Genomic DNA, 21987 nt, shown 5'->3' on the forward strand with positions numbered 1-21987 from the left:
GGCGCAAGCAGCTATCAAAAGAGGAGTGTGTTCGGGCTCAGCCGGTGACGACGGGCTGTTCAATTTCACTGAACAGCATATCGACATGGTTAGCGCTGTAGGTGATGCTGACTTTTTCAGCTGTGGCGAGGGCCTGCACATCGTCCCACCCCAAAGCGCGGTAGGTGCGTGCTTCGTCCGGCGCGACCGGGCCCTTGTCCCGGGTGAGGTTGATGCAGACCCGGGTCTGGCCATCGGCCGGCTCGCTGCGCAGCACCACACTGGCCGGCGCAGGGCTGGCATCGGTCAGGGCAATCAGGCAGGCGGTGAACACGTTTCTCAACGCAAAAACCGAGGTGTTCACCTCCGGTGCGTTGAGCTGGTTGGTCACGGTGAAGCCGCGGAAGGCCAGGTCGGTGGCCAGCATGCCCAGCGCTTCTTCCACGCCGGCTTCCAGCGAGATCACGCCGTTTTCCTTGGGCAGAACCCAGGTGATCAGGTTCATGCAGGCGCTCGCTGCCGAGCGGGAGAGGGTGTTGATCGACTTGCTGTTGTCCCGCAGCACCGCCAGGTCGGGCGCAGGCGCCTGCAGACGCCGCTCCAGGATGGCTGAAATCATGCCTATGGGCTGCAGCGTGCCCGCCATGTGGTGGCGGATGGCGGGCGCAATGCGGCGCAGCAGCGCGTAGCGCGCCGCCTCTTCGCGGAGCAGGTCCGGGTCGGGGTGTGAAGGGCTGGCAGGAGCGGCGTTGGGTGGTGTCATAACTCTTCACTCAAGGTCAGGAAGGCAATTCGAATATGCTATCACCGGGTGGCTTGGCAGCACGCGAACAACGCGTGGCACAGGCTCAAATGGGTGCAGTCGCACAATGAAAAATGCGGATCAGGCGGGTGCCAGGAGGGAAACATCCCGGTCGGCCAGCCAGGTTTGCAGGGCCTCGTGCCCGCCGATCTTTCGCCCGCCAACAAACACCTGCGGCGTGGTGCCGGCGCCGGCCACAGCCTGCAGGGTGCGCGAGCTGATGCCTTTGCCGATGACTATTTCTTCGTACGGCAGCAGCGCGTCGTCGAGCAGGGCCTTGGCGCGCGCACAGAACGAGCAGCCGGGCTTGGTGAAAATCGTCACCGGTTCGGGGGGGTGCGCATCCGGGTCCAGGAAGTGCAGCAGGGTTTCGGCATTGGAGACCTCGAAGGGATCACCTTCCTTCTCCGGCTCGATGAACATTTTTCGGACGATGCCGTCTTCGACCAGCATGGAATAGCGCCAGGACCGCTGGCCGAAACCCAGCTCGCTTTTGTCGACCAGCATGCCCATGCCTTTCGTAAACTGGCCGTTACCGTCGGGGATCAGCGTCAGGTTTTCTGCCTCCTGCGCCGCGGCCCATTCATTCATCACGAAAGCATCGTTGACCGACAGGCAAATGATGTCGTCCACCCCGCGCGACTTGAACACCGGCGCCAGCCGGTTGAAGCCGGGCAGGTGTTCGGAGGAACAAGTTGGCGTGTAGGCGCCCGGCAGTGCAAACAGGGCCACCGTCTTGCCCTTGAACAGGTCGGCGCTGGAAACCTCGGCCCACTGGTTGTCCCGGCGGATCTTGAAGGTGACGTCGGGAACGCGTTGTCCCTCTCGGTTAGGCAGCATGCGGGAATCCTTTGGGTGGTCAACGGCTAGTACTGCAACCAGGAAGTAGCGAGACACGATGAAAGTGATGGCTTCGCGCCCAGGGCAAGGCGCAAGCCGCAGCGAAGGCTGTGCGCCTTCGCAAGGGTTGCAACGCCGCCATGGGTGCGAAGACGCGCTTTCATGTTTCGATATTTTCGAGTTGCAGTACCAAGGGTGCGTGGGATGAGTGCTGAGCACGAAGTGTGAGCCAGCTTTGGCCGCCGGCATGTCAGACAGAGACGACACTCGCGTAGGAGGCGGTGCGCAAGCACCCGGGAGCGGGAGGAGCGAAGGGACGGGACAGCAGGAGACAGGAAAACGCCGGAAGGGGCTGCATCATCCTTCTTCGCCGGGAATTCACCCGGCGCACCTCGAGGAAAGCGCATGCCGGAAGGGCCCTCTCTTGTGATTGCCGTTGAACTGGCCGCCGGTTTTTCCGGCAAAACCATACGGACGGCTGAAGGCAACACCAAGATCGACAAGGCCAGGCTCACCGGCCAGCGCATTGTTGCCATCCGCAGCTGGGGAAAGCACTTCCTGATCGAGTTTGCCGATTTTTCCCTGCGCATCCATTTCCTGATGTACGGCACCTACCGGATCAATGAACGCAAGGACAGCCCGGCGCGGCTGAGCTTGGGTTTTGCAGACGGCAGCGAATTGAATTTTTACACCTGCTCGGTGCGGTATGTCGAGGCGCCACTTGACTCGGTTTACGACTGGAGCGCAGATGTCATGTCCGATCAATGGGATGCCGCGGCAGCGCGGAAAAAATTGCGAGCCGTGCCCGGCATGCTGGTGTGCGACGCACTGCTGGACCAGACGGTGTTTTCGGGCGTGGGCAACATCATCAAGAACGAAGTGCTGTTCCGCATCCGGGTGCATCCGCTGTCGACCGTGGGCGCGCTTCCCACGCCGAAGCTGCACGCGCTGGTGGCGCAGGCGCTGCAATACAGCTTCGAGTTCCTGGCCTGGAAAAAGGCGTTTGTGCTGAGGCAGCACTGGCTGGTGCACACCCGAAGTGTCTGCCCGCGTTGCGTCATTCCGCTGTCGAGGGGGCACCTGGGCCTGACCAAAAGGCGCAGCTTCTTCTGCGAGAACTGCCAGAAGCGTTACATCACGTAGCCGAATGCCATGCCGCCGGCGCCGCCCGGCCTCGTCTGAACCTGCGGCCCGAACCGGCGGTCGCATGACAAAATGCCGTCTTCCCCTTGATGAGCTGGAGCCCCTTTGATGAATTTTGCGTCTGACCTTGCCACGGTGACCCACGGCATACAACTGGCCGTGGCGCCGGTGTTTCTGCTGACGGCTGTTTCCGGCATGATTGCCGCCGTGGCCGGCCGGCTGGCACGCATCATTGACCGCGCGCGCTTTCTCGAGAACAAGCTGGAAGCGGGCGGCGTCCAGGAGGGCAAAGCCGTCAAGATGTACGCGGAGCTGGGCGAGCTCAGGCATCGCGGCTGGCTGGTCAATGGCTGCCTGGCCCTGCTGACGTTTTGCGCTCTGCTGATCGGCCTGACCATCGTGCTGCTGTTCCTTGGCGAAACCAGCGACCTGCCCATCCTGAAGATCGCCACCGTCTGCTTCCTCTCCGGCGTGGCCTGCTTTCTGCTGGCCCTGCTGTGTTTCCTGGCCGAAACCCTGCTGGCCACGCGGCTGCTCAAGTTTGCCGAACTGCCGGTGCAGCCGGCTGCGCCCCAGAGCCCGGATGATGCATAAAAAACGGCTCCAGCCCTTACCGGGCGGTCGTGAGCAGCTATTCAAAGAGGAGCAATGCGCGGCAGGTGAAGACCTTTCCAGCCGTCGCCGCAGCTGCCATTCATTTCACCTTTCGGGACTTTTTATTCATGTTGCTTGATGCCGCTGACTCCCAACTAGTGCTGGTGGACTACCAGGCCCGCCTGATGCCCGCCATTTTTGAGGGCGAACTGATCGTCGCCAATGCGCTGCGGCTGGCGCGCATGGCCAGGCTGCTGCAAGTGCCCATCTGGGGCACGGTGCAAAACCCCGACGGCCTGGGCCCGCTGCTGCCTGAGTTGCAGGCCGCCATTGAAGCGGGCGGTGGCAGGACGCTGGCGAAAATGCATTTCAACGCGGTGGTCGACGGCCTGGGCAACTGGCTGCGGCCGCCGGTCCGCAAGGCGCCCGCCGGGGGTAATGCCCGCAGCCTGCCCAAACACCTGCAAAAAGCCGCACCGCCCGAAGAAGAGGGGCGGGGTGCCATCGTCATCGCCGGCTGCGAAGCGCATGTCTGCCTGATGCAGACAGCGCTGGGCCTGCTCGAAGAAGAGTTCGATGTCTGGGTCGTCACCGACGCCTGCAGCTCGCGAACCGAACGCAACCGCGACGCCGCTTTCGACCGCCTGGCCGGCGCCGGCGCCGAACTGGTGACCACCGAGATGGTCGCGTTTGAATGGCTGGGCACGGCGGAACATCCGGCGTTCAAGGACGTGTTGGGTCTGGTGAAATAAGGCCACCCCATGCGCTGTTTGTCCCGTTGCTTTCTGATCTGCCTGGTCGCAGGTATGGGCTGCCTGGGTTCGGGCAGCGCCCTCAGTCAGACCGCGTGTGACCCGCGTTCGGCCGCTTCGCCCCAGGCGGACGGGAGATGCAGCTTTCGCAACATGGACAACCCAGATGCCAAGCCAAGCCAGACCACCTGGAAGATCTGGAGCCGCTTTCTTACGGCGAACAAGCAGGGCACGGTGCCGGTGGATCCGATACCGGTGCGCAAGCTCGACAAGGCCGCGCTGAATGCGCTGGACCCGGCTGCCAACCACATCGTCCGGCTGGGCCATTCATCGCATCTTCTCAAGCTGCGCGGCAAGTACTGGCTGATCGATCCGGTGTTCAGCGAACGCGCGTCGCCGGTCCAGTGGTTTGGGCCCAGGCGCTTTCATCCTCCGCCGCTGCCTCTGACCGAACTGCCGCCCGTCGAAGGCTTGATTCTTTCGCACGACCACTACGACCACCTCGACACCGCCACAATCAAGTACCTGTTGGGCAAGGTGCAGCGCTACTTCGTGCCGCTGGGCGTGGGTAGGCGGCTCCAGGACATGGGCGTGGCGCCGGACCGCATTGAGGAGTTCGACTGGTGGCAAAAAGGCAAGTTCGGCGAAGTCGAACTCACGGCCGCGCCTTCGCAGCATTTCTCGGGCCGCACGCTGTCGGACCGCAACAGCACGCTGTGGGCCTCGTGGGTGATCCAGAGCGGGTCCGAACGCATTTATTACAGCGGTGACTCCGGCTACTTTCCGGGCTTCAAGCAGATTGGCGAGCGCCTGGGCGGTTTTGACATTGCCCTGATGGAAAACGGCGCCTATGACGACTACTGGCCGTCGGTCCACATGTCGCCCGAAGAAACCGTGCAGGCCTTCAAGGACCTGCGCGGCAAGGTTCTCTACCTTGTGCACAACAGCACCTTCGACCTGGCCTTCCACACCTGGCGCGACCCGCTGGACCGGGTGGCGGCTTTGATTGAAAAAGAGCAGATTGCCCTGGCGACGCCGCAGATTGGCGAGGTGCTGACGCTGGGTCAGCCGAGGACGAATGTGTTGTGGTGGAAGGCGTTGCGGTAGCGGTAGCGGTGGCGGGTGCATTCATGCATCGATCAGGCCGTCAGAACGTGAGCCACGCGAGCTGCCTGTCGGAGGTAATGCATGCAGCGCCTGTCCAAACGCCTGCAAAAAGCCGGACCGCCCGAAGAATAGTTTGCCCGGTATTTGCCCGGCGGCATGGAGGCCACCCATCGCTAAGATGCGTCATGGTTTCTAAACGCGTGATCGCCCTGACGTTTCTCGCCATGCTGGCGTTTGCAGGCAATTCATTGCTGTGCCGGGCAGCGCTCAAGGACAGTGGCATGGATGCAGCCAGCTTCACCACCATCCGCCTGGTTTCGGGCGCATTGACTCTCTGGCTGGTGGTACGCGCAAGAAGCGGCGCGGCCGGGGGTGGCGGTAACTGGCTGTCGGCCCTGGCGCTGTTTGCCTATGCCGCCGGGTTTTCTTTTGCCTACCTGAGCCTGTCTGCCGCAAGTGGCGCGCTGTTGCTGTTTGGCGCCGTTCAGGCCACGATGATTGGTCATGGTGTCTGGTCAGGCGAGCGGTTTCGCAAGCTGCAGCTGTTCGGATTTGTCCTGGCGCTGGGCGGCTTGGCCGGCCTTCTGCTGCCCGGATTTTCTGCGCCACCGCTGGCGGGTTCCTTGCTGATGCTGGGCTCCGGGGTTGCCTGGGGTGTGTATTCCCTGCGCGGCAGAGGGCAGGGCGACCCGACGCGGGTGACGGCGGGTAATTTTCTGCGTGCGGCGCCGTTCGCAGCCGCATTGAGCATATTGATGCTGAATCGGGCGTCAGTGGATGCCGCTGGCTTTGGGTATGCGCTGGCGTCGGGTGCGTTGACCTCTGCCGTGGGTTATGCCATCTGGTACACGGCCTTGCCTGCCTTGAAAGCCAGCAGCGCAGCAACCGTGCAGCTGAGTGTTCCAGTGATTGCCGCCTTGGGAGGCGTGGCTTTTCTTGGGGAGGTGATCACGCTGCGCCTGGTGCTGGCTTCCGTGGCCATTCTGGGTGGCATCGCGATGGTGATTCTGGAGAAGCAGCGTCCGCCCGAGCCGCCGTAAGTGAGGCGGCAGCTTGGTTCCCGGCGCGTCGGGCGTAAGTGTGCCGCAAGATTATTATTCATAATTATAAATTCAGTTTAAAACAACAACCGGAGACAAACGTGTTCAAAGCCCTGCAACTCAACAAGTCCGAGACCGGCTTTTCGGCGGCGCTTGTGGACATTGATGAATCCCAATTGCCGACCGGCGACGTGCTGGCGCAGGTCGAGTATTCGACGTTGAATTACAAGGACGGCCTGGCGATCACGAATAAAGGCCCCGTGGTGCGGAGCTGGCCCATGGTGGCCGGTATCGATGGTGCTGGCCTTGTCCTCGAATCGACCCACGCGGCGTGGAAAGCTGGTGACAAATTCGTCCACAACGGCTGGGGCTTGGGCGAAACGCGCTGGGGTCTGATGGCGGAACGGGCCAGCCTGCAGGGCGACTGGTTGGTCAAGCTACCCAAGGCCTTCAGCACGCGGCAGGCCATGGCCATCGGCACCGCCGGCTACACCGCCATGCTGTGTGTACTGGCGCTGGAGCGGCACGGGCTGAAGCCGGGCGACGGCGAGGTGCTGGTCACAGGCGCTACCGGTGGCGTCGGCAGCGTGGCTGTCGCCTTGCTGGGCAAACTGGGCTACACGGTGGTGGCAGCGACGGGCAAGGCCAGCGAAGAGGCCTACCTGAAGCAACTGGGTGCCGCGTCCATCATGGATCGCAGCGAACTGTCCGCCGCCGGCAAACCCTTGCAAAAAGAACGCTGGGCCGGCGTGGTCGATGCCGTCGGCTCGCATACCCTGGCCAACGCCTGTGCGCAAACGCGTTACGGCGGTGTGGTGGCAGCCTGCGGCCTCGCGCAGGGTGCGGACTTTCCGGCGACGGTCATGCCTTTTATCCTGCGCGGGGTAACGCTGGCGGGCATCGACAGCGTGATGGCGCCGCAGGTGCGCAGGCAAGAGGCTTGGGACCGTCTCGCGCTCGACCTGGACCCGGCCAAACTCGACGCTATCGTCGAAGAGGTGCCGCTGGAACAAGCGGCAGAAAAAGCCGCCGACTTGATGGCGGGCAAGGTCCGTGGCCGCATCGTGGTCAAAATCTGAATTGTTGAAAAAACTGGAGGCAACGCATGACAAGTTACGCTGATTTCTATCGCCAGGCGATCGACCAGCCTGATGCCTTCTGGGCCGAGCAGGCCCGACTGATTGACTGGCAGCAGCCTTTCACGCGTGTCTGCAACTACGACAAGCCGCCGTTTGTGCACTGGTTCGAAGGCGGCACCACCAACCTGTGCCACAACGCGGTAGACCGCCACCTGAAAGACCGGGCCGGCCAGGCGGCGCTGATTTATGTGTCAACCGAAACCGGCATTGAAAAAACCTATAGCTTCGCGGAGCTGCATGCCGAGGTGCAGCGCATGGCGGCCAGCCTGAAGGCCCTGGGCGTGCAAAAAGGCGACCGTGTGCTGATTTACATGCCCATGATTGCCGAGGCGGCGTTTGCGATGCTTGCCTGCGCCCGCATAGGCGCAATTCACTGCGTGGTATTCGGCGGTTTTGCCAGTGGCTCGCTGGCCTCGCGCATCGAAGACGCGACGCCCAAAGTGATTGTGAGTGCCGATGCGGGCTCGCGCGGTGGAAAAATAGTGCCCTACAAGCCGCTGCTCGATGAAGCGATTCGCCTCTCCAGCCACAAACCGCAAGCGGTGCTGCTGGCGGACCGCGGCCTTTCACCCATGCAACTGGTCGCCGGGCGCGACCAGCTGTGGCCGGACCTGCGCGCCAAACACATGAACGACCAGGTGCCTTGCGAGTGGATGAAGTCCACCGACATCAGCTACACGATTTACACCAGCGGTACCACCGGCAAGCCCAAGGGGGTGCAGCGCGACACCGGCGGATATGCAGTGGCGCTTGCCGCCAGCATGAAACACATTTTTGACGGCCGTGCCGGAGAAACCTATTTCTCCACCAGCGACATCGGCTGGGTGGTGGGCCACAGCTACATCATTTATGGCCCGCTGATTGCAGGCATGGCCACGCTGATGTACGAAGGCCTGCCGACGCGGGGCCTGGACAAGGAGCCCGACGGTGGCATTTGGTGGCGGCTGGTGGAGAAGTACAAAGTCACGGCCATGTTCAGCGCGCCAACAGCGGTGCGCGTGCTGAAGAAGCAGGATCCGGCGCTGCTGAAGAAATACGACCTGTCCAGCTTGCGTGCGCTCTTCCTGGCCGGCGAACCGCTGGACGAGCCGACGGCACGCTGGATTAGCGAGGGTTTGAACGTCCCCATCATCGACAACTACTGGCAGACCGAAAGCGGCTGGCCGATTCTGACAATTGCCAACGCGGTCGAGAAAAAGGCCAGCAAGTTCGGCAGCCCGGGCATTCCCATGTATGGCTACAAGGTCAAGCTGCTGCATGAATCAACCGGCGAAGAGCTGACCCAGCCGAACGAAAAAGGCGTGGTGGTCATCGAAGGCCCGACCCCTCCCGGCTTCATGCAGACCGTGTGGAAAGACGATGCACGCTTCGTCAACACCTACTGGAAAACGGTGCCCGGCAAGATGGTTTACAGCACCTTCGACTGGGGCATTCGCGACGAGGACGGTTATTACTTCATCCTGGGCCGCACCGACGACGTGATCAATGTGGCCGGCCACCGCCTGGGCACGCGCGAGATCGAGGAAAGCATTTCCGGGCACGCCGGTGTGGCGGAGGTTGCGGTTGTCGGCGTGGCCGACAACCTCAAGGGCCAGGTGGCCATGGCTTTTGTGGTGCCCAGGGATGGCAGTGTGCTGACCGACAGCGCAGGTGCGCTCAAGCTCGAGGGCGAGATCATGAAACGCGTAGACCAGGACCTGGGTGCGCTGGCGCGGCCCTCACGGGTGCGGTTTGTGTTCATCCTGCCGAAAACCCGCAGCGGCAAGCTGCTGCGGCGCGCGATCCAGGCGGTGTGTGAGGGGCGCGATGCTGGCGACCTGACGACGCTGGACGACCCGGCGGCGCTGCAGCAGATCCGGGACCTGGTGAAATCGGTCTGAGAGGGCTCTGGAGAGACTGTTCATCTGGTGCTATGAGCGAAAACTGCATTTCACTCTTTAATAATGGGAATAGTTTGCTATTAATATCGTAGTGACTAGGGCGGATGCTCAGGCACATCAAATGCCGTCGGCGCCAAGCCCGCGCGTGTCCGATGGGCCATGAAGGCCCACGCGGCTTCCAGCTCTTTGACCCTTGCTTTCGATTGGAACAGTGGTGCGGTGTCTCGCGCATTCAGGAGTTTGACGCGCAATCCAGTCAACTGCGCGTAGTCACGGCCCAAGCTAATGGCGGCTTCCAGATAAGCCTCTTCATTCTCGAAAACGCAGTCTGGCAAACCGGCCGCCCGGACGATACTACCGCCCAGCCGCGACGCCTTGTTCTTGCCCGCACAAGTGATGGCGGGTAGGCCCGCGCGCAGCGCGTCCACAAGGTTTTGGCTGGCATTGAGTCGCAGCGGATCCAGAAACAGATCAGCCAGCGGCATGCGCGCCAACGTGTTTTGACGGGTGTCGGACGTGGCAAAAATCAGGCGGTGGGCGGGAACACCTGCGTGTTGCGCTTCTCGAATCAGGTTCGCCTGCGCGGCTAGTGTGAGGGCCGGCAGCCACAGCACAGCTTCAGGTAGTGCATTCAGCAATCGCATCCAACGGCTAAAGCTCTGGGGGTCTATGCGCAGTGCTGGTACCCAGGCGCACAACACCAAGGCCTCCGCAGGCAAACCGGCGCCCGCCCTGGTGAAAGCATGTGATGGCGACACTTGCGCGATGGGTGCAAGCCAGCATGTGTGGGGCAGCCGTACCAGTGCACCTTCATGCGCATGGGCATCTATTCCGGGATGAACAAAGTTGTCGGACAAGTCGTAGTCAAAAGGGCTGGCAGGTGATCGAGGCTGCCAAGGGGGTTGTTGAATCTGAACCGGTGCCACACGGCGATGCGCGACGTAGGGCCGCAAGCCGGGGCTGCCCAAAGTCATCTCCACCCATATATTGAGTTGATCCAGGCGTATGCGTCGCACCGCTTCTTCATCGCTGAAGTGCGCAATCTCCGTCACGCTGTGGGGCAACAGCGGTGCAGACCACACTGCTTGTGGTTCTGGCGTGGCGGAGTAGATGTGAAATGCGAAGCGCGAATGGTCGTGCAAAGCCAGCTGTCCGGCAAGCGATTCGGTGGTGGCCGCATCGCGCAGACTTGGAACAGCAAGGCCGACGTGGATGCGCCCGTCGTCTGGTCGCAGGGCGCGTTTTCCCGAAAAAGGCGGCAAGGGTTGCCCCGGCAGGGCAGCCCTAGCGGACCAGATCAGCTCCGAGGCTTGCATCAACTCGCTTTCACCCCATGGCAAAACTAGGCCGTTATGCATGACACGGCGAAGGTCGATGCGGGCACTGCCAGCTGTTTTGCCGCCTATTTCTGTACGAAGCACCTCAATCAGGCGATCCTGGTCGCGCCAGTCGCAGTCATCCATGGCGCCAAACGCGTGTCTGCAAAAAAGCGTGCGGGCGTTGGGCAACGCGGCGGGCGCGCGGCCAGGCTCCGGCACTGCGCCTTGCAACCAAAACACGAGAAGGGCAGCGTTGGCCTCGGGCCCAAGCGCTGCCAGACAAGTGTCCGCCGCGTCGAACTCTCCCTGCAGCGCGAGAGCAACACTATGTCGCATGGTCAGTTGGGGGCTTTCGGGAAAACGCTTCAAGGCCTCCTGGATGTGAGCCAGCGCCTGTGCGTAACGGCGTGCCCCCATCAGATAGTCTGCCAACTGCGTCCACGCAGTTTCATGCTCAGCAGCCTGCCTCTGGCACCGCGTTGCATGATCGATTGCTTCTTCCCAGCGCCCCTCACGTGCGGCCATCTGCCCCGCATGATGCAGCGCCCGAATGTCATCGCTGTCCAGGGCCAGAGCACGCGCGATGTAATTTTTGGCTTGATGCCACTGCCCGCTACCCATGGCGGCAATAGCAAGGTTGGTGGCGCCACCTACTTCGCTCAGTAATCCGGGCTCCACCTGCTGCAGGAGCTTGAATGCTGCGTGGGGCCGCGCAAGGGCGGACAGCAGCGTCGCGCAGGCCGAAACTGCGTTGGTGTTGCCCGGTTCCAGTGCGAGCGCAGACTCAAAAGCTGTCAGTGCGCCAACCAGATCGCCAGCCTCATGAGCAGCAATGCCGCGCGACATTTGGTCATGGAAAATAGTTAGCTCCGTCGGTGCGTCCGGGGCCTCTGATGAAGTCATGGTTTGATTATGTGACAGACTCTAGATCAGCAATGTTCGCCAAAAACGCATCACCATGGACCCGTCTTCTGCCGCCCAAGCCCTGCCAGTCATTCACTTGACCGGGTACTTCGACGACCCTTTTAGCGGGGCCGAGCTTGAGCTGATGTCTCTGGCCAGACTGCTCGGACCAACCCGCTCAGTCAAGCTCTGGTCCGTCGTTCCTCTGCATCCCGTTTTTGCTTCCCAGGCCGTGACGGCTGTCCAGCCATTTGCCGGGAATTTTCCGCGCAAAGGTGTGCTGGTATGGGGTGGGGTGCATGTGCCTCCCGCGCCATGGCTTAAGTATGGGAAGTTTGAAAGGGTGGTCCTTCACTGCAATCTGGCGAGCTTCGAGCGCCTTTTTACCCTCATTGAGATTTTTCGGGACACCACATTGCTGGAACCTGAACTCGTCTTTGCGTCCGAGGCTTTGCGGCTCACTGCGGGCTTGCCTGGCAAGGTCATCTACAGCCCGATGGATATTCAACCTTTTCTGCACGCGGCGCGTCTGCGCAAGCCGTCGTCAACGGAACCGCTCACTGTAGGCCGGGTCAGCCGGGATGCGCCTGACAAACACCACCCGCAGGATCCGCTGCTCTACCGCATGTTGGCCGCCAAAGGTTGGCGTGTGCGCATCATGGGCGGCACCTGTCTGGCGCCTCAGCTGCAAGGGGTGGAAGGTGTGGAGCTCTTGCCTGCGGGCGCGCGGCACGTGGTCGACTTTTATCAGTCGCTGGATGTTTTTTTCTATCGCACGGGCGCAACGGTGGAGGCGTATGGTCGGGTGGTTGCAGAGGCCATGGCGTCGGGATTGCCAGTGGTCGCCGGAATCCACGGAGGCTATGCTGAGGTGATTGTCCAGGGAGAGTCAGGGTTTCTGGTCGCGTCCCAGGAGGACGCCTGGGAGGCATTGTCCCGTCTGGCCACGCAGCCGCTGCTTCGTCAAGCCATGGCTCAAGCCGGGTTGCGTAAAGCGGAACTTCTGCATGGCGCAGCGGCCATTGCAGCCGTTCGCGCAAGCTACTAGATTTCCCTGCTAAGGCTTCGTGAAAACAATGGCGCCCGTAACGGGGCCGTTGGTGAGGGGTTTGCTATATGTGAGACCTGCAAAGGCCGCACCTGACCCTATCAAGTCGCCCTTGATATAACCATTGACGCCAGTAAACGACGAGCCCGTGAGACTTGTGGCCGAGTCAGTAAAATTGGCAAAAGAGGTATTGATCGTTGCCGAAAAGTCGTAGGCCGCTGATCCGAACGTCAATACCAAGCTGGCACCGTTGAGCGTACCGATAGCGCCGTCATAGGTCGGCGCCGTGCTGCCAACCATGTTGTAAGTCAGATTGTATGGAATGGGGTTGAACATGGCACTAATCTCGGGCGCCGACGTTGGCCGCCCGGCAATATAGTGGACGTGGTTCAGCAACACTGTTCCAAGGTAGTCTCTTTGCCCGGTGGTCCACATCCCCCAACCAATGAAGTTGGCATCGGTCACATTGCCCACGGACTTGAAATTGGCCTCCGGCTGTGGTGTACCGGTTTCACCCCACTTGCCCTCAGCACCGTTGACGTCGTCGAGTTTGAGCAACTTGTTGTCACTGAAAACGGTGGTGGCGCCGGCTGCTGTGGAAACCTTATACGCAGTCGTGCCATTCGAGCCCGCCGCGTTGACCTTGATGTTCGTAAAGGTACGCATGACTGGAAGAGTGGTTGTCGTCGATCCGATTGCTGAGCTTGCGCCGGTGGGACCCACCTGGTCGCCAACAGCAGTGGGATCCTCTTGCTCTTGCGTGGTTGGCGTTCCCACCTTGGCTTGCTCGCTTGTGCGCACCGGCGGGGTGGTGCTGTCAACCACCTTGACCGATTCGCCGGCCACCAGCCCGATACAGCCGCTCTGGTTGCACACCTCGATCTTGTCGAGCTCGCTGCTGATGCTCAGCGAACCATCGGGGTTGTAGCCGACTTTGAAGCCCGAACCGCGGATGCCGATGGTGGCGGTGGTGGTGGTCAGTTTGTAGTTGTCGCGGTTGCGTTTGCCGATCAGCCCGGTGATGGCGCGCATGCTGCCGCGCAGCAGGTCTACCAGGAAGCGGTCTTCCTTGGCATCGTTCTGGTCGACATAGTTGGCGATCTTGAATTCGGTGTTGGGCTGCAGGGAAATCAGCCCGCCATCGGTGAATTTGACTTGGGCGCGGCCGTTGCTGCCGGTCACGATGGCCTGGCCGCTGTCGATGTTGCTGCCTTTAGCCAGGGCGATGGTGCGGCCATCGCTCTGCCGCACACTCACTTCACCCGCGGTGAACTGGGCGATGCCGGCCAGGGCGTGGGCCTGCAGGGGATAGGCCGCAGCCAGCGCCATCAGCAAGACGGTGTTCTTAAGCTGGAAGTCGTGCTTCATGATGATTTCTTTCCATCCGGATATGACGTTGATCAGGCATTGATAAATGGCGGTAATCGTGAAGGCTATTGTTTTGCAAAAGGGAGCACCGTGGTGCCGACATCGCCGAAAACTCTAAAAATCCTTGCGAACCGTGACAGAGAGCACGCGTTTGGTGAAGTCAGAGATTGCAATGTTGGAGCTTGTTTTCAACAAGGACAGTTGCGGCGTGACGCGCCAGGTTACCGCAGGGACCCAGTTCAAGCCCAGGCTCAGTGTGCTTTGCCGGTCACTGCGGGTGACAAGAAACAGCGGATCAGGTCCGCCGTAGCGGCGGTTCTCGTGCCCCACGCTGGCAAACAGGTCTATATCTGCATTGAGGGGCTGCTGCAACCCGGCGCGAAGGCCGACCAGCCGGTGGCCCAGATGCGGCACGCCGGAAGCGCGTTCGTCTTCGACACCTAAGTAGCCACCGCCGAAGACCAGCAGCCCGCTGTGAAGGACGGTGGCGTAGGAGGTGCCCAGTACATAGCGCTCGGCATCGCGCAAGCTTTGGCCGGGGTAGCGCAGGGTGGACAGCTGCAGGTAGGTGCTCCACTGGCTGGCGACGTCCGGACGGTGGGTCCACTCACCCACCACACCTCTTTGATTGCGCACCGGGTTGTTGTCGGCCGCATAGGTGCCGACCTGCGCGACGGCGGTGAATTCGTCCTTGTCGACCCGATAGCTCGCTCCCGCGGTGATGTCGAACTGGTTGGTATCGAAGTCGTTGTGGTCCAGGTTGAAGCGGTAGTTGCCGGCCGCGCTGGCAATCAGAGACAGGCGGGGGTTTTCCATGACGTAGCGGCCTGAGATGCCCGCACCAACGCTGTAAAAGTCGTCTTTCAGTTTGACGCCAGTGGGGCCGAGAGTGAAGACCAGTCCGCCGAGGGCAGGGACAGCAACATTGGCATTGCTGGGGCCGCTGTTGATGTTGCTGTCGGAGCCATAACTGGTTTCTATGTAGGCTTTGATGGAAGAACGCGCAGCTTCCTCATTGCGGTCGATCGCCAGCAGGAAATCATCTATTCGCCGGGCCACGTCGGTCGGAATGTTTTCCCGCTTGGTTTCCTGCAAGACCTGGCGAGCGGCCTGGTTGTCCTTGAGTGCAAAGAGTGCGCGGCCGAGCTCGGCGCGGGCCCGGGCATTGGCTGGCTGGACGGTCAGGGCGCGCTCCAGTGCAAAGACGGCGCGGGTGAACTGCCCGGTGTCGTTGGCCGCGATGCCAAGCACGGTGTCAAAGTCCGGGTCGCCGGCACGTTCCGTCTCCACAGCGGCAAGCCGGTCGAAGGCCTGTTGTGCCTGCCCTTGTTCGACGAGCGCCAGGGATTCGCGAACCAGCGCGTCAACTTCGGCGTGCGCGGGGGCGATCAGGAAGGCAGAAGCCGACGCGGCACAAATTGAAAAAACAAGCCGTTTGAGAAACATAGGGTATGGACAGGTAACAACCACTAGACGCCAATGGTTTTATATCACGGCGTAGGACAAAAGCACCCTCTTTTCTGGTGATTTCTGGCCGTGCTGCCTTGTTTGCGAATTTGTGCCCATCAACGGTTTGCCAAGCGACAGCCCCATTCTTTTGGCCTGTCGCCCTAGGGTATCTCCGGTGTCTTTGGGTGCACATCGCCGCCTAATATCAGTCATTCCTTATATTTGAATATCCAGACTGCCTATGAACGACATGATTCAAGCGGGTGCCAAGTCCGAGCAGGGCCGGGTTTTTGAACTGGCGGCCGAATTGTTCGCGGTACTGGCCACTCCGATGCGTCTGCGTGTGCTCAGCGCCCTGTGCGAGCGCGAGAAATCGGTCAACGAACTGCTGGCTGAGATTGACACCACCCAGCCCAATTTATCCCAGCACCTTGGTGTGTTGTTTCGCACCGGCGTGCTCGCCAAGCGCAAGGAAGGCACGCAGGTGATTTACCGCGTGCAAAGCGAAAAAGCCGTGGCCCTGTGCCGGAGCGTCTGTACCCAGATCGCGATTGAACTCGACGAGCCGGGTGCCGTTCCTGCCGAACAAAGCCTGTCACCGGGCCGGCATGCCAAGGCGCACAGCTATGACATCTGAAACTTTTACGAACGACCTATGCTGAATCGTTTTATCCGGCGAGCGCCTGAAAACTTCCTGAGTCGCGGCCAGATACGGGAGGTCAGGGCCGGGCGGCGCGGCTTTTTGTCCGGTGCAGTGGCAGCGGCTGCCAGTGCCATGGCGACGGGACGGGTGATGGCGGGGGATGACCCCGAGATCATCAATTTGCCAGCCCACAGCAAGGGACTGGGCCAGCCGGTGGCTGCTCGTGCGTATGGCTTGCCCAGCGAGTGGGAAAAAAACCTGCAGCGCCGCGAAAGCCCGGGCCTGACGCGAGTGCCGCAGTCCAGCGTGAGCTTTTGTCCGCTGCAAGGCCTGTTCGGCATCATCACCCCGAGTGGCCTGCATTTCGAGCGGCATCACCAGGGCTGGTGGGACATCGATCCGTCGAAACACCGGCTGATGATCAATGGTTCAGACGCCACCATGCTCAAGCGGCCCATGGTGTTGAACATGGATGAGCTCATGCGTCTGCCCAGCGTCAGCCGCATGCACTTCATCGAGTGCGGCGCCAACACCGGCATGGAGTGGGGCAATGTGGCCGTGCCGACGGTGCAGTACACCCACGGCATGCTTAGCTGCAGTGAATTCACGGGTGTGCCGCTGCGCCTGCTCCTGGAGCAGTGCGGCGCTGACTTCAAGCGTGCCAGGTTTGTGCTGGCCGAAGGCGCCGATGGTTCGGGTATGACACGCACCATCCCTATGAGCCTGATCATGAGCGGCGAAGTGCTGGTGGCCTATGGGCAGAACGGAGAGATGCTGCGCCCCGAAAACGGTTACCCCCTGCGCCTGGTCGTGCCGGGCGTGCAGGGCGTCAGCTGGGTCAAGTACCTGCGGCGTATCGAACTCGGCGACATGCCTTATGCGACCAAGGACGAAAGCATTCATTACATGGACCTGATGCCCGACGGCCTGCACCGCCAGTACACCAGCGTCCAGGAAGTCAAAAGCGTGATCACCTCGCCAAGCGGCGGCCAGGTGCTGCTCGACAAGGGATTTCACAGCGTCACCGGCCTGGCCTGGAGTGGGCGCGGCAAGATCCGGCGGGTCGATGTGTCCGTGGACGGCGGTCGAAACTGGAAGCCGGCGCGCCTCGAGGGACCGGTGCTGTCCAAATGCCTGACGCGTTTCAACAGCGACTTTGTCTGGGACGGCAAGCCAGCTTTTTTCCAGAGCCGCGCCATTGATGAAACCGGCCATGTCCAGCCGACTTATGGCGATCTGCGCAAGGTACGGGCTTCGCGCAGCATCTATCACAACAACGCGATCCAGACCTGGGCGCTGGGAGAAAACGGCGAGGTCAAGAATGTCCAGCTTTAGGCTTTTTCGCACTGGCTGGCCGGCTTTCTTTTTGATGTTCGCGGCCTGGGGCGCATCCATCGCCCATGCCGCGGGAATAACCGCCGACAAATACCCGGGCATAGGCCGCGCGGCCACGCCGGCAGAAATCAGGGCCTGGGATATCGACGTCCGGCCCGACTTCAAAGGGCTGCCCAAAGGCCAGGGGTCGGTGCGCCAGGGGGAAGAGATTTGGGAGGGAAAATGTGCCTCCTGTCATGGCAGCTTTGGCGAATCGTCCGAGATTTTCACCCCGATAGCTGGCGGCACCACAACTGAAGACATCAAGACCGGTCGGGTGAACAACCTCCTGCCCGGCGCCAACCAGCCGCAACGCACGGCGCTGATGAAAATGGCGACGCTGTCCACCCTGTGGGACTACATCAACCGGGCAATGCCATGGAACGCCCCCAAGTCGTTGAGCGCCGACGAGGTGTATGCAGTGACGGCCTATGTCCTGAACCTGGGCAGCATTGTTCCTGCCGAGTTCACCTTGTCCGATGCCAATATCCGCGAGGTGCAGGAGCGCCTGCCCAACCGAAGGGGGACGACCACGGCCCACGCGATGTGGCCGGGGCCCGAGTTCGGCGGCTCAGCCAAGCCCGATGTTCAGGGTTCGGCCTGCATGCGCGACTGCCGCAAAGAGGTCATCGTGAAAAGCTTCTTGCCGGACTATGCCCGCAATGCCCATGGCCAGCTGGCTGAACAGATGCGCGTGGTGGGCGGCATCCGCGGTGCTGACACCAGCCGCCCGGCGGCCGAAATTTTCATGCCAAACAGGGCTTTAGCCCTTGCTACCCAAGCGCAGGTAGCTCCTGAAAAGATAGCGGGTGCGGCTTCGCCTCGAAATTCTGCCGGCGCCGCCAGGGCTGCCGTCATGCCGCTGCTTCAGAAAAACGCCTGTGTGGGCTGCCATGCGATGGACAGCAAACTGGTCGGTCCGGCTTTCAAGGATGTGGCGGATAAATATAAGAGCCGCACTGACGCGGTGAATTACCTTGCAGGCAAAATCAAGCAAGGTGGGCAAGGTATATGGGGCAGCACCCCGATGCCACCGCAGTCGTTGAGCGACGCGGAATCGACCCAGCTGGCCCAATGGCTGGCGCGGGATTTTTCGCCGTAGGCCGGCCGGAATTGTTGTTTCGCGTTTTTTTGTGTTCAATCGTTTTCAAGTTTAATAAGCACAGTCATGTTCAAAGGAGTTCAAAGCATGGAGCGTCGTCAATTTCTCGCCACCGGTTCAGGTGCAACCGCACTGACACTGGCCGCCTCGGCCGGGCTTGCGCCGGCCCACGCGCAAACCGCGCCTGCCTGGAACAAGCTTGCGTTTGACAGCAAGTCCATGGCCGAGGCCGCCAAGGCACTGGGCGCCACCGGTGCGCCGGTCGAAAGCAAGGACCTGATCCTGCAAGCGCCCGAAATTGCCGAGAACGGCAGCGTGGTGCGTGTAGGTGCACAAAGCAAAATCGCCGGTACCACGCAACTGGCGCTGGTGGTTGAGAAAAACCCCAATGCGCTGGCAGCGGTGTTCGACATTCCCGAGGGCACCGACCCCAACGTTTCAACCAACCTGAAGATGGGCCAGTCCTCGAACGTTTATGCGCTGGCCAAGGTGGGGGATAAATTTTTCTACGCGGTGAAGGAAGTGAAGGTCACCCTTGGCGGCTGCGGTGGCTGACGGCTACTGCGCGGCTGTGATCCGTCGTTGCGGGTTCCCTCTGGCAATCCTCACGTACCTGAAGTACGTTCCGGTTTCCAGCCACTCGCGCCCAGGCTGACATCCGCTCGCTGCGCCGAAAGGCGCTATCAACAAACTGAAGGAAGAAATCATGTCAGATCCAATGAGAATCCGGGCTCAGGCCCAAGGCGATAAAACCACCGTACGCGTGCTGGTCAGCCATGAAATGGAAAGTGGCCAGCGCAAGGACGCCTCCGGCAAAACCGTGCCGGCCTGGTTCATCCAGAACATCAGCGCCACGCACAATGGGAAAACGGTGATGAGCGCCCAGTGGGGCCCGGCCGTGTCCAAAAACCCCTTCATGCAGTTTGCCTTCAAGGGCGGCAAAGCCGGCGATAAAGTAGCTGTCAGCTGGGTCGACAACAAGGGGGACAACCGAACCGATGAAGCAGTGATTTCCTGAACCGTTGACAAGCTAATAACTATGAGGAGCACGCGATGAGATGGAATCTTTTGGGTCTGACGGCCGTGTGCCTGCTGCCTTTGTCGGCAGCAGCGCAAAAAAGCACGGCCGAGGGCATTGCCGAATACCGCGCCATGCTGGCCGACGGCAACCCCGCCGAGCTGTACGAGGCCAGGGGTGAAGCCCTCTGGAAGCAGGCCCGTGGCCCGAAAAATGCCAGCCTGGCGCAATGCGACCTGGGCAAGGGCCCGGGCGTCGTCAAGGGCGCTTTCGTTGAATTGCCGCGCTACTTCGCCGACACCGGCCGTGTGCAGGACCTGGAGTCGCGCCTGCTGACCTGCATGGAAACCTTGCAGGGTTTCAGCGCAGATGCCATCGCCAAAACGCCGTTTGGCCGCGGCGAGCAGAAGAACATGGAGTCGCTGGTGGCCTACATTTCCGGTGAATCGCGCGGCATGAAGTTCAACCTGCCGCAGGCCCATGCCGAGGAAAAACTCATGTACGCCGTGGGCAAGCAGGTGTTTTACCAGCGCGGCGGCCCGTATGACTTCTCCTGCGCTTCCTGCCATGGCGAGGACAACAAGCGGGTGCGCCTGCAGGACCTGCCCAATCTGACCAAGAATCCGGGTGCGGGCGACGGCTTCGGCGCCTGGCCGGCCTACCGGGTTTCCAGTGGCGACCTCTGGGGCATGCAGCGGCGCCTGAACGACTGCTACCGCCAACAGCGCTTTCCGTTTCCAGGCTATGCCTCGGACGCGACCATCGCGCTGGGCGTCTTCATGGGCGTGAATGGCAAAGGCGGCGCTTCCACGGCACCGGCCCTCAAACGTTGAGACGAAAACAGGAAGCATAGACATGAAAAAAACATACAAGCAGGCCGGTATGCTGGCCCTGAGCATGCTGATTGCTGGTTGCGCCACCGGTCCTTCGCCGCAACAGGTGACCGAAGCGACGCAGAAGGTGATCAAGTCCTCGTTCCGTGACCAGGGCATTGCCAAAACCAGCTGGCTGGAGCAGGACGCGTCGAATAAGGCCTGTTCGGAAGCCCAGGGTGCGGCGCTCGACGAAAAACTGACCAAGTCCATCGAAGAGGCCAATTTGAAGACCGTCAAGATGCCGTCGGACGGCAAATTTCTGGGCGACTGGAAAGAGGGCGAAAAAATTGCGCAGAACGGCCGCGGCATGACCTGGACCGACCAGCCCGGTTCAGCCAACGGCGGCAGCTGCTACAACTGCCACCAGATCAGCAAGGAAGAACTCTCCTTCGGCTCCATCGGCCCCAGCCTTTACAACTACGGCAAGCTGCGCGGCATTGCCGACCCGGCAGCTGCGGCCAGCAAACCCGTCGTGGACTACACCTGGGGCAAGCTCTGGAATTCCAAGGCTTATAACGCCTGCTCGGGCATGCCGCGATTTGGCCATGCGGGCATCCTGAATGAAACCCAGCTGCGCCATGTGATGGCGCTTCTGCTGGACCCGGCATCGCCCGTGAACAAGTGATTTAATAGTCTTTTATGCCCGTAGCCCTTGCCCAGCGGGCGCAGGCAGCTATCAAAATAGTAGTAAATCAGCAACGCCTGTTTGCACAGGCAGGATATCCAGCGTCATGAATCTTTCCCGTCGCGAGTTTGCAAGTGTCATGGCGGCAGCGCTGGCAGCCGGTTTCCCTTTGCAGCGTGATGCCAGCGCCGCGCAGGTGACGGGTTTGTACAACGTGCCGCGCAGCGGCAATGTGCATCTGCTGCACATGACTGACTGCCACGCCCAACTGATGCCAGTTTATTTCCGGGAGCCTTCCGTCAACATCGGTGTGGGCAGTATGAGGGGCCGGCTACCGCATCTGGTCGGGCAAAACCTGCTCAAGGCAGCCCACCTGAAAGCCGGCACGGCCGAGGCCCATGCCTTCACCTACCTGAACTTCGAGCGGGCGGCCCAACAGTACGGCAAGGTGGGTGGTTTTGCGCACCTGGCCACGCTGGTCCGCCAGCTCAAGGCCGGCCGGCCCGGCGCCTTGCTGCTCGATGGCGGTGACACCTGGCAAGGCAGTGCCACCGCACTGTGGACACAGGGCCAGGACATGGTCGACGCCGCCAAATTGCTGGGCGTCGATGTAATGACCGGCCACTGGGACTTCACCTATGGGGAAGAGCGCATCAAGACCATCGTCGAGAAAGACTTCGCCGGCAAGGTGGATTTCGTTGCGCAAAACGTGAAAACCAGCGATTTTGGCGACCCGGTGTTCAAGCCCTATGTCATCAGGGAGATGAATGGTGTTGCCGTGGCCATCGTCGGCCAGGCCTTTCCCTATACGCCGATTGCCAACCCGGCCTGGCAGACACCGAACTGGACTTTCGGCATTCGTGAAAGCGAGATGCAGGAAACCGTCAACGAAGCCCGCGCCAAAGGGGCGCAGGCAGTGGTGCTGCTCAGCCACAACGGCATGGACGTGGACCTCAAAATGGCTTCGCGCGTGACCGGCATCGACGC

General features: G+C 61.2%; 20 protein-coding genes and 1 pseudogene. 16 read left to right on the forward strand and 5 right to left on the reverse strand.

Annotated features, from left to right (window positions below; genetic code table 11):
- Positions 1 to 37: 37 nt before the first annotated feature.
- The gene (locus tag ABI660_RS11085) at positions 38 to 742 is read right to left on the reverse strand and encodes a hypothetical protein (protein WP_348067883.1); all 705 of its coding nucleotides are present in this window, start codon (positions 740 to 742) and stop codon (positions 38 to 40) included.
- Positions 743 to 862: 120 nt separating this feature from the next.
- Complete coding sequence (locus ABI660_RS11090; protein ID WP_348067885.1) at positions 863 to 1621, reverse strand: glutathione peroxidase; 759 nt, start codon at positions 1619 to 1621, stop codon at positions 863 to 865.
- Positions 1622 to 2026: 405 nt separating this feature from the next.
- Between ABI660_RS11090 and ABI660_RS11095 the strand changes: the two genes are divergently transcribed.
- From ABI660_RS11095 to ABI660_RS11125, 7 genes are all read left to right on the forward strand, one after another.
- Positions 2027 to 2764: a DNA-formamidopyrimidine glycosylase family protein gene (locus tag ABI660_RS11095; protein ID WP_348067887.1), complete on the forward strand. Its 738-nt coding sequence runs from the start codon at positions 2027 to 2029 to the stop codon at positions 2762 to 2764.
- Between the two features lie 108 nt (positions 2765 to 2872).
- Positions 2873 to 3358, forward strand: coding sequence for a DUF2721 domain-containing protein (locus ABI660_RS11100; RefSeq protein WP_348067889.1), 486 nt, complete (start codon positions 2873 to 2875; stop codon positions 3356 to 3358).
- A gap of 128 nt (positions 3359 to 3486) precedes the next feature.
- On the forward strand, positions 3487 to 4110 hold the full coding sequence (locus ABI660_RS11105; RefSeq protein WP_348067925.1) for an isochorismatase family protein: 624 nt from the start codon (positions 3487 to 3489) through the stop codon (positions 4108 to 4110).
- 153 nt (positions 4111 to 4263) lie between these two features.
- Entirely contained in the window at positions 4264 to 5217 is a 954-nt protein-coding gene (locus ABI660_RS11110) for an MBL fold metallo-hydrolase (RefSeq protein WP_348067891.1), read from the forward strand.
- A 185-nt stretch (positions 5218 to 5402) separates the two neighbouring features.
- Positions 5403 to 6257 (forward strand): DMT family transporter, encoded by an 855-nt coding sequence (locus ABI660_RS11115; protein WP_348067893.1) that lies wholly within the window; start codon positions 5403 to 5405, stop codon positions 6255 to 6257.
- Between the two features lie 101 nt (positions 6258 to 6358).
- Complete coding sequence (locus ABI660_RS11120) at positions 6359 to 7336, forward strand: MDR family oxidoreductase (protein ID WP_348067895.1); 978 nt, start codon at positions 6359 to 6361, stop codon at positions 7334 to 7336.
- Between the two features lie 26 nt (positions 7337 to 7362).
- Positions 7363 to 9276: a propionate--CoA ligase gene (locus ABI660_RS11125; RefSeq protein WP_348067897.1), complete on the forward strand. Its 1914-nt coding sequence runs from the start codon at positions 7363 to 7365 to the stop codon at positions 9274 to 9276.
- Positions 9277 to 9371: 95 nt separating this feature from the next.
- Here the strand turns inward: ABI660_RS11125 and ABI660_RS11130 are convergent, their stop codons facing one another.
- Entirely contained in the window at positions 9372 to 11498 is a 2127-nt protein-coding gene (locus ABI660_RS11130) for a tetratricopeptide repeat protein (protein WP_348067899.1), read from the reverse strand.
- 55 nt (positions 11499 to 11553) lie between these two features.
- Between ABI660_RS11130 and ABI660_RS11135 the strand changes: the two genes are divergently transcribed.
- On the forward strand, positions 11554 to 12546 hold the full coding sequence (locus ABI660_RS11135) for a glycosyltransferase family 4 protein (protein WP_348067901.1): 993 nt from the start codon (positions 11554 to 11556) through the stop codon (positions 12544 to 12546).
- 9 nt (positions 12547 to 12555) lie between these two features.
- On the opposite strand, the gene ABI660_RS11140 is transcribed toward ABI660_RS11135, so the two are convergent.
- Complete coding sequence (locus ABI660_RS11140) at positions 12556 to 13914, reverse strand: FecR family protein (RefSeq protein WP_348067903.1); 1359 nt, start codon at positions 13912 to 13914, stop codon at positions 12556 to 12558.
- A 114-nt stretch (positions 13915 to 14028) separates the two neighbouring features.
- On the reverse strand, positions 14029 to 15360 hold the full coding sequence (locus tag ABI660_RS11145) for a porin family protein (RefSeq protein ID WP_348067905.1): 1332 nt from the start codon (positions 15358 to 15360) through the stop codon (positions 14029 to 14031).
- A gap of 244 nt (positions 15361 to 15604) precedes the next feature.
- On the opposite strand from ABI660_RS11145, the gene ABI660_RS11150 reads away from it, so the two are divergent.
- From ABI660_RS11150 to ABI660_RS11185, 8 genes and pseudogenes are all read left to right on the forward strand, one after another.
- Complete coding sequence (locus ABI660_RS11150) at positions 15605 to 16000, forward strand: metalloregulator ArsR/SmtB family transcription factor (RefSeq protein WP_348067907.1); 396 nt, start codon at positions 15605 to 15607, stop codon at positions 15998 to 16000.
- Positions 16001 to 16018: 18 nt separating this feature from the next.
- On the forward strand, positions 16019 to 17341 hold the full coding sequence (gene soxC, locus ABI660_RS11155) for a sulfite dehydrogenase (RefSeq protein ID WP_348067909.1): 1323 nt from the start codon (positions 16019 to 16021) through the stop codon (positions 17339 to 17341).
- Between the two features lie 34 nt (positions 17342 to 17375).
- Positions 17376 to 18482: a c-type cytochrome gene (locus ABI660_RS11160; RefSeq protein ID WP_348067911.1), complete on the forward strand. Its 1107-nt coding sequence runs from the start codon at positions 17376 to 17378 to the stop codon at positions 18480 to 18482.
- A gap of 87 nt (positions 18483 to 18569) precedes the next feature.
- Entirely contained in the window at positions 18570 to 19037 is a 468-nt protein-coding gene (gene soxY, locus ABI660_RS11165) for a thiosulfate oxidation carrier protein SoxY (RefSeq protein ID WP_348067913.1), read from the forward strand.
- 151 nt (positions 19038 to 19188) lie between these two features.
- A complete protein-coding gene (gene soxZ, locus ABI660_RS11170; RefSeq protein ID WP_348067915.1) occupies positions 19189 to 19500 on the forward strand; it encodes a thiosulfate oxidation carrier complex protein SoxZ in 312 nt (103 codons plus the stop codon).
- Positions 19501 to 19535: 35 nt separating this feature from the next.
- Complete coding sequence (gene soxA / locus ABI660_RS11175) at positions 19536 to 20333, forward strand: sulfur oxidation c-type cytochrome SoxA (RefSeq protein ID WP_348067917.1); 798 nt, start codon at positions 19536 to 19538, stop codon at positions 20331 to 20333.
- A 22-nt stretch (positions 20334 to 20355) separates the two neighbouring features.
- The gene (gene soxX, locus ABI660_RS11180; protein ID WP_348067919.1) at positions 20356 to 21000 is read left to right on the forward strand and encodes a sulfur oxidation c-type cytochrome SoxX; all 645 of its coding nucleotides are present in this window, start codon (positions 20356 to 20358) and stop codon (positions 20998 to 21000) included.
- 106 nt (positions 21001 to 21106) lie between these two features.
- A pseudogene (locus ABI660_RS11185) lies at positions 21107 to 21987 on the forward strand (thiosulfohydrolase SoxB); the annotation flags it as partial.

The sequence above is a fragment of the Polaromonas sp. genome, from assembly GCF_039930745.1.
Classification (GTDB): Bacteria; Pseudomonadota; Gammaproteobacteria; order Burkholderiales; family Burkholderiaceae_C; genus Polaromonas.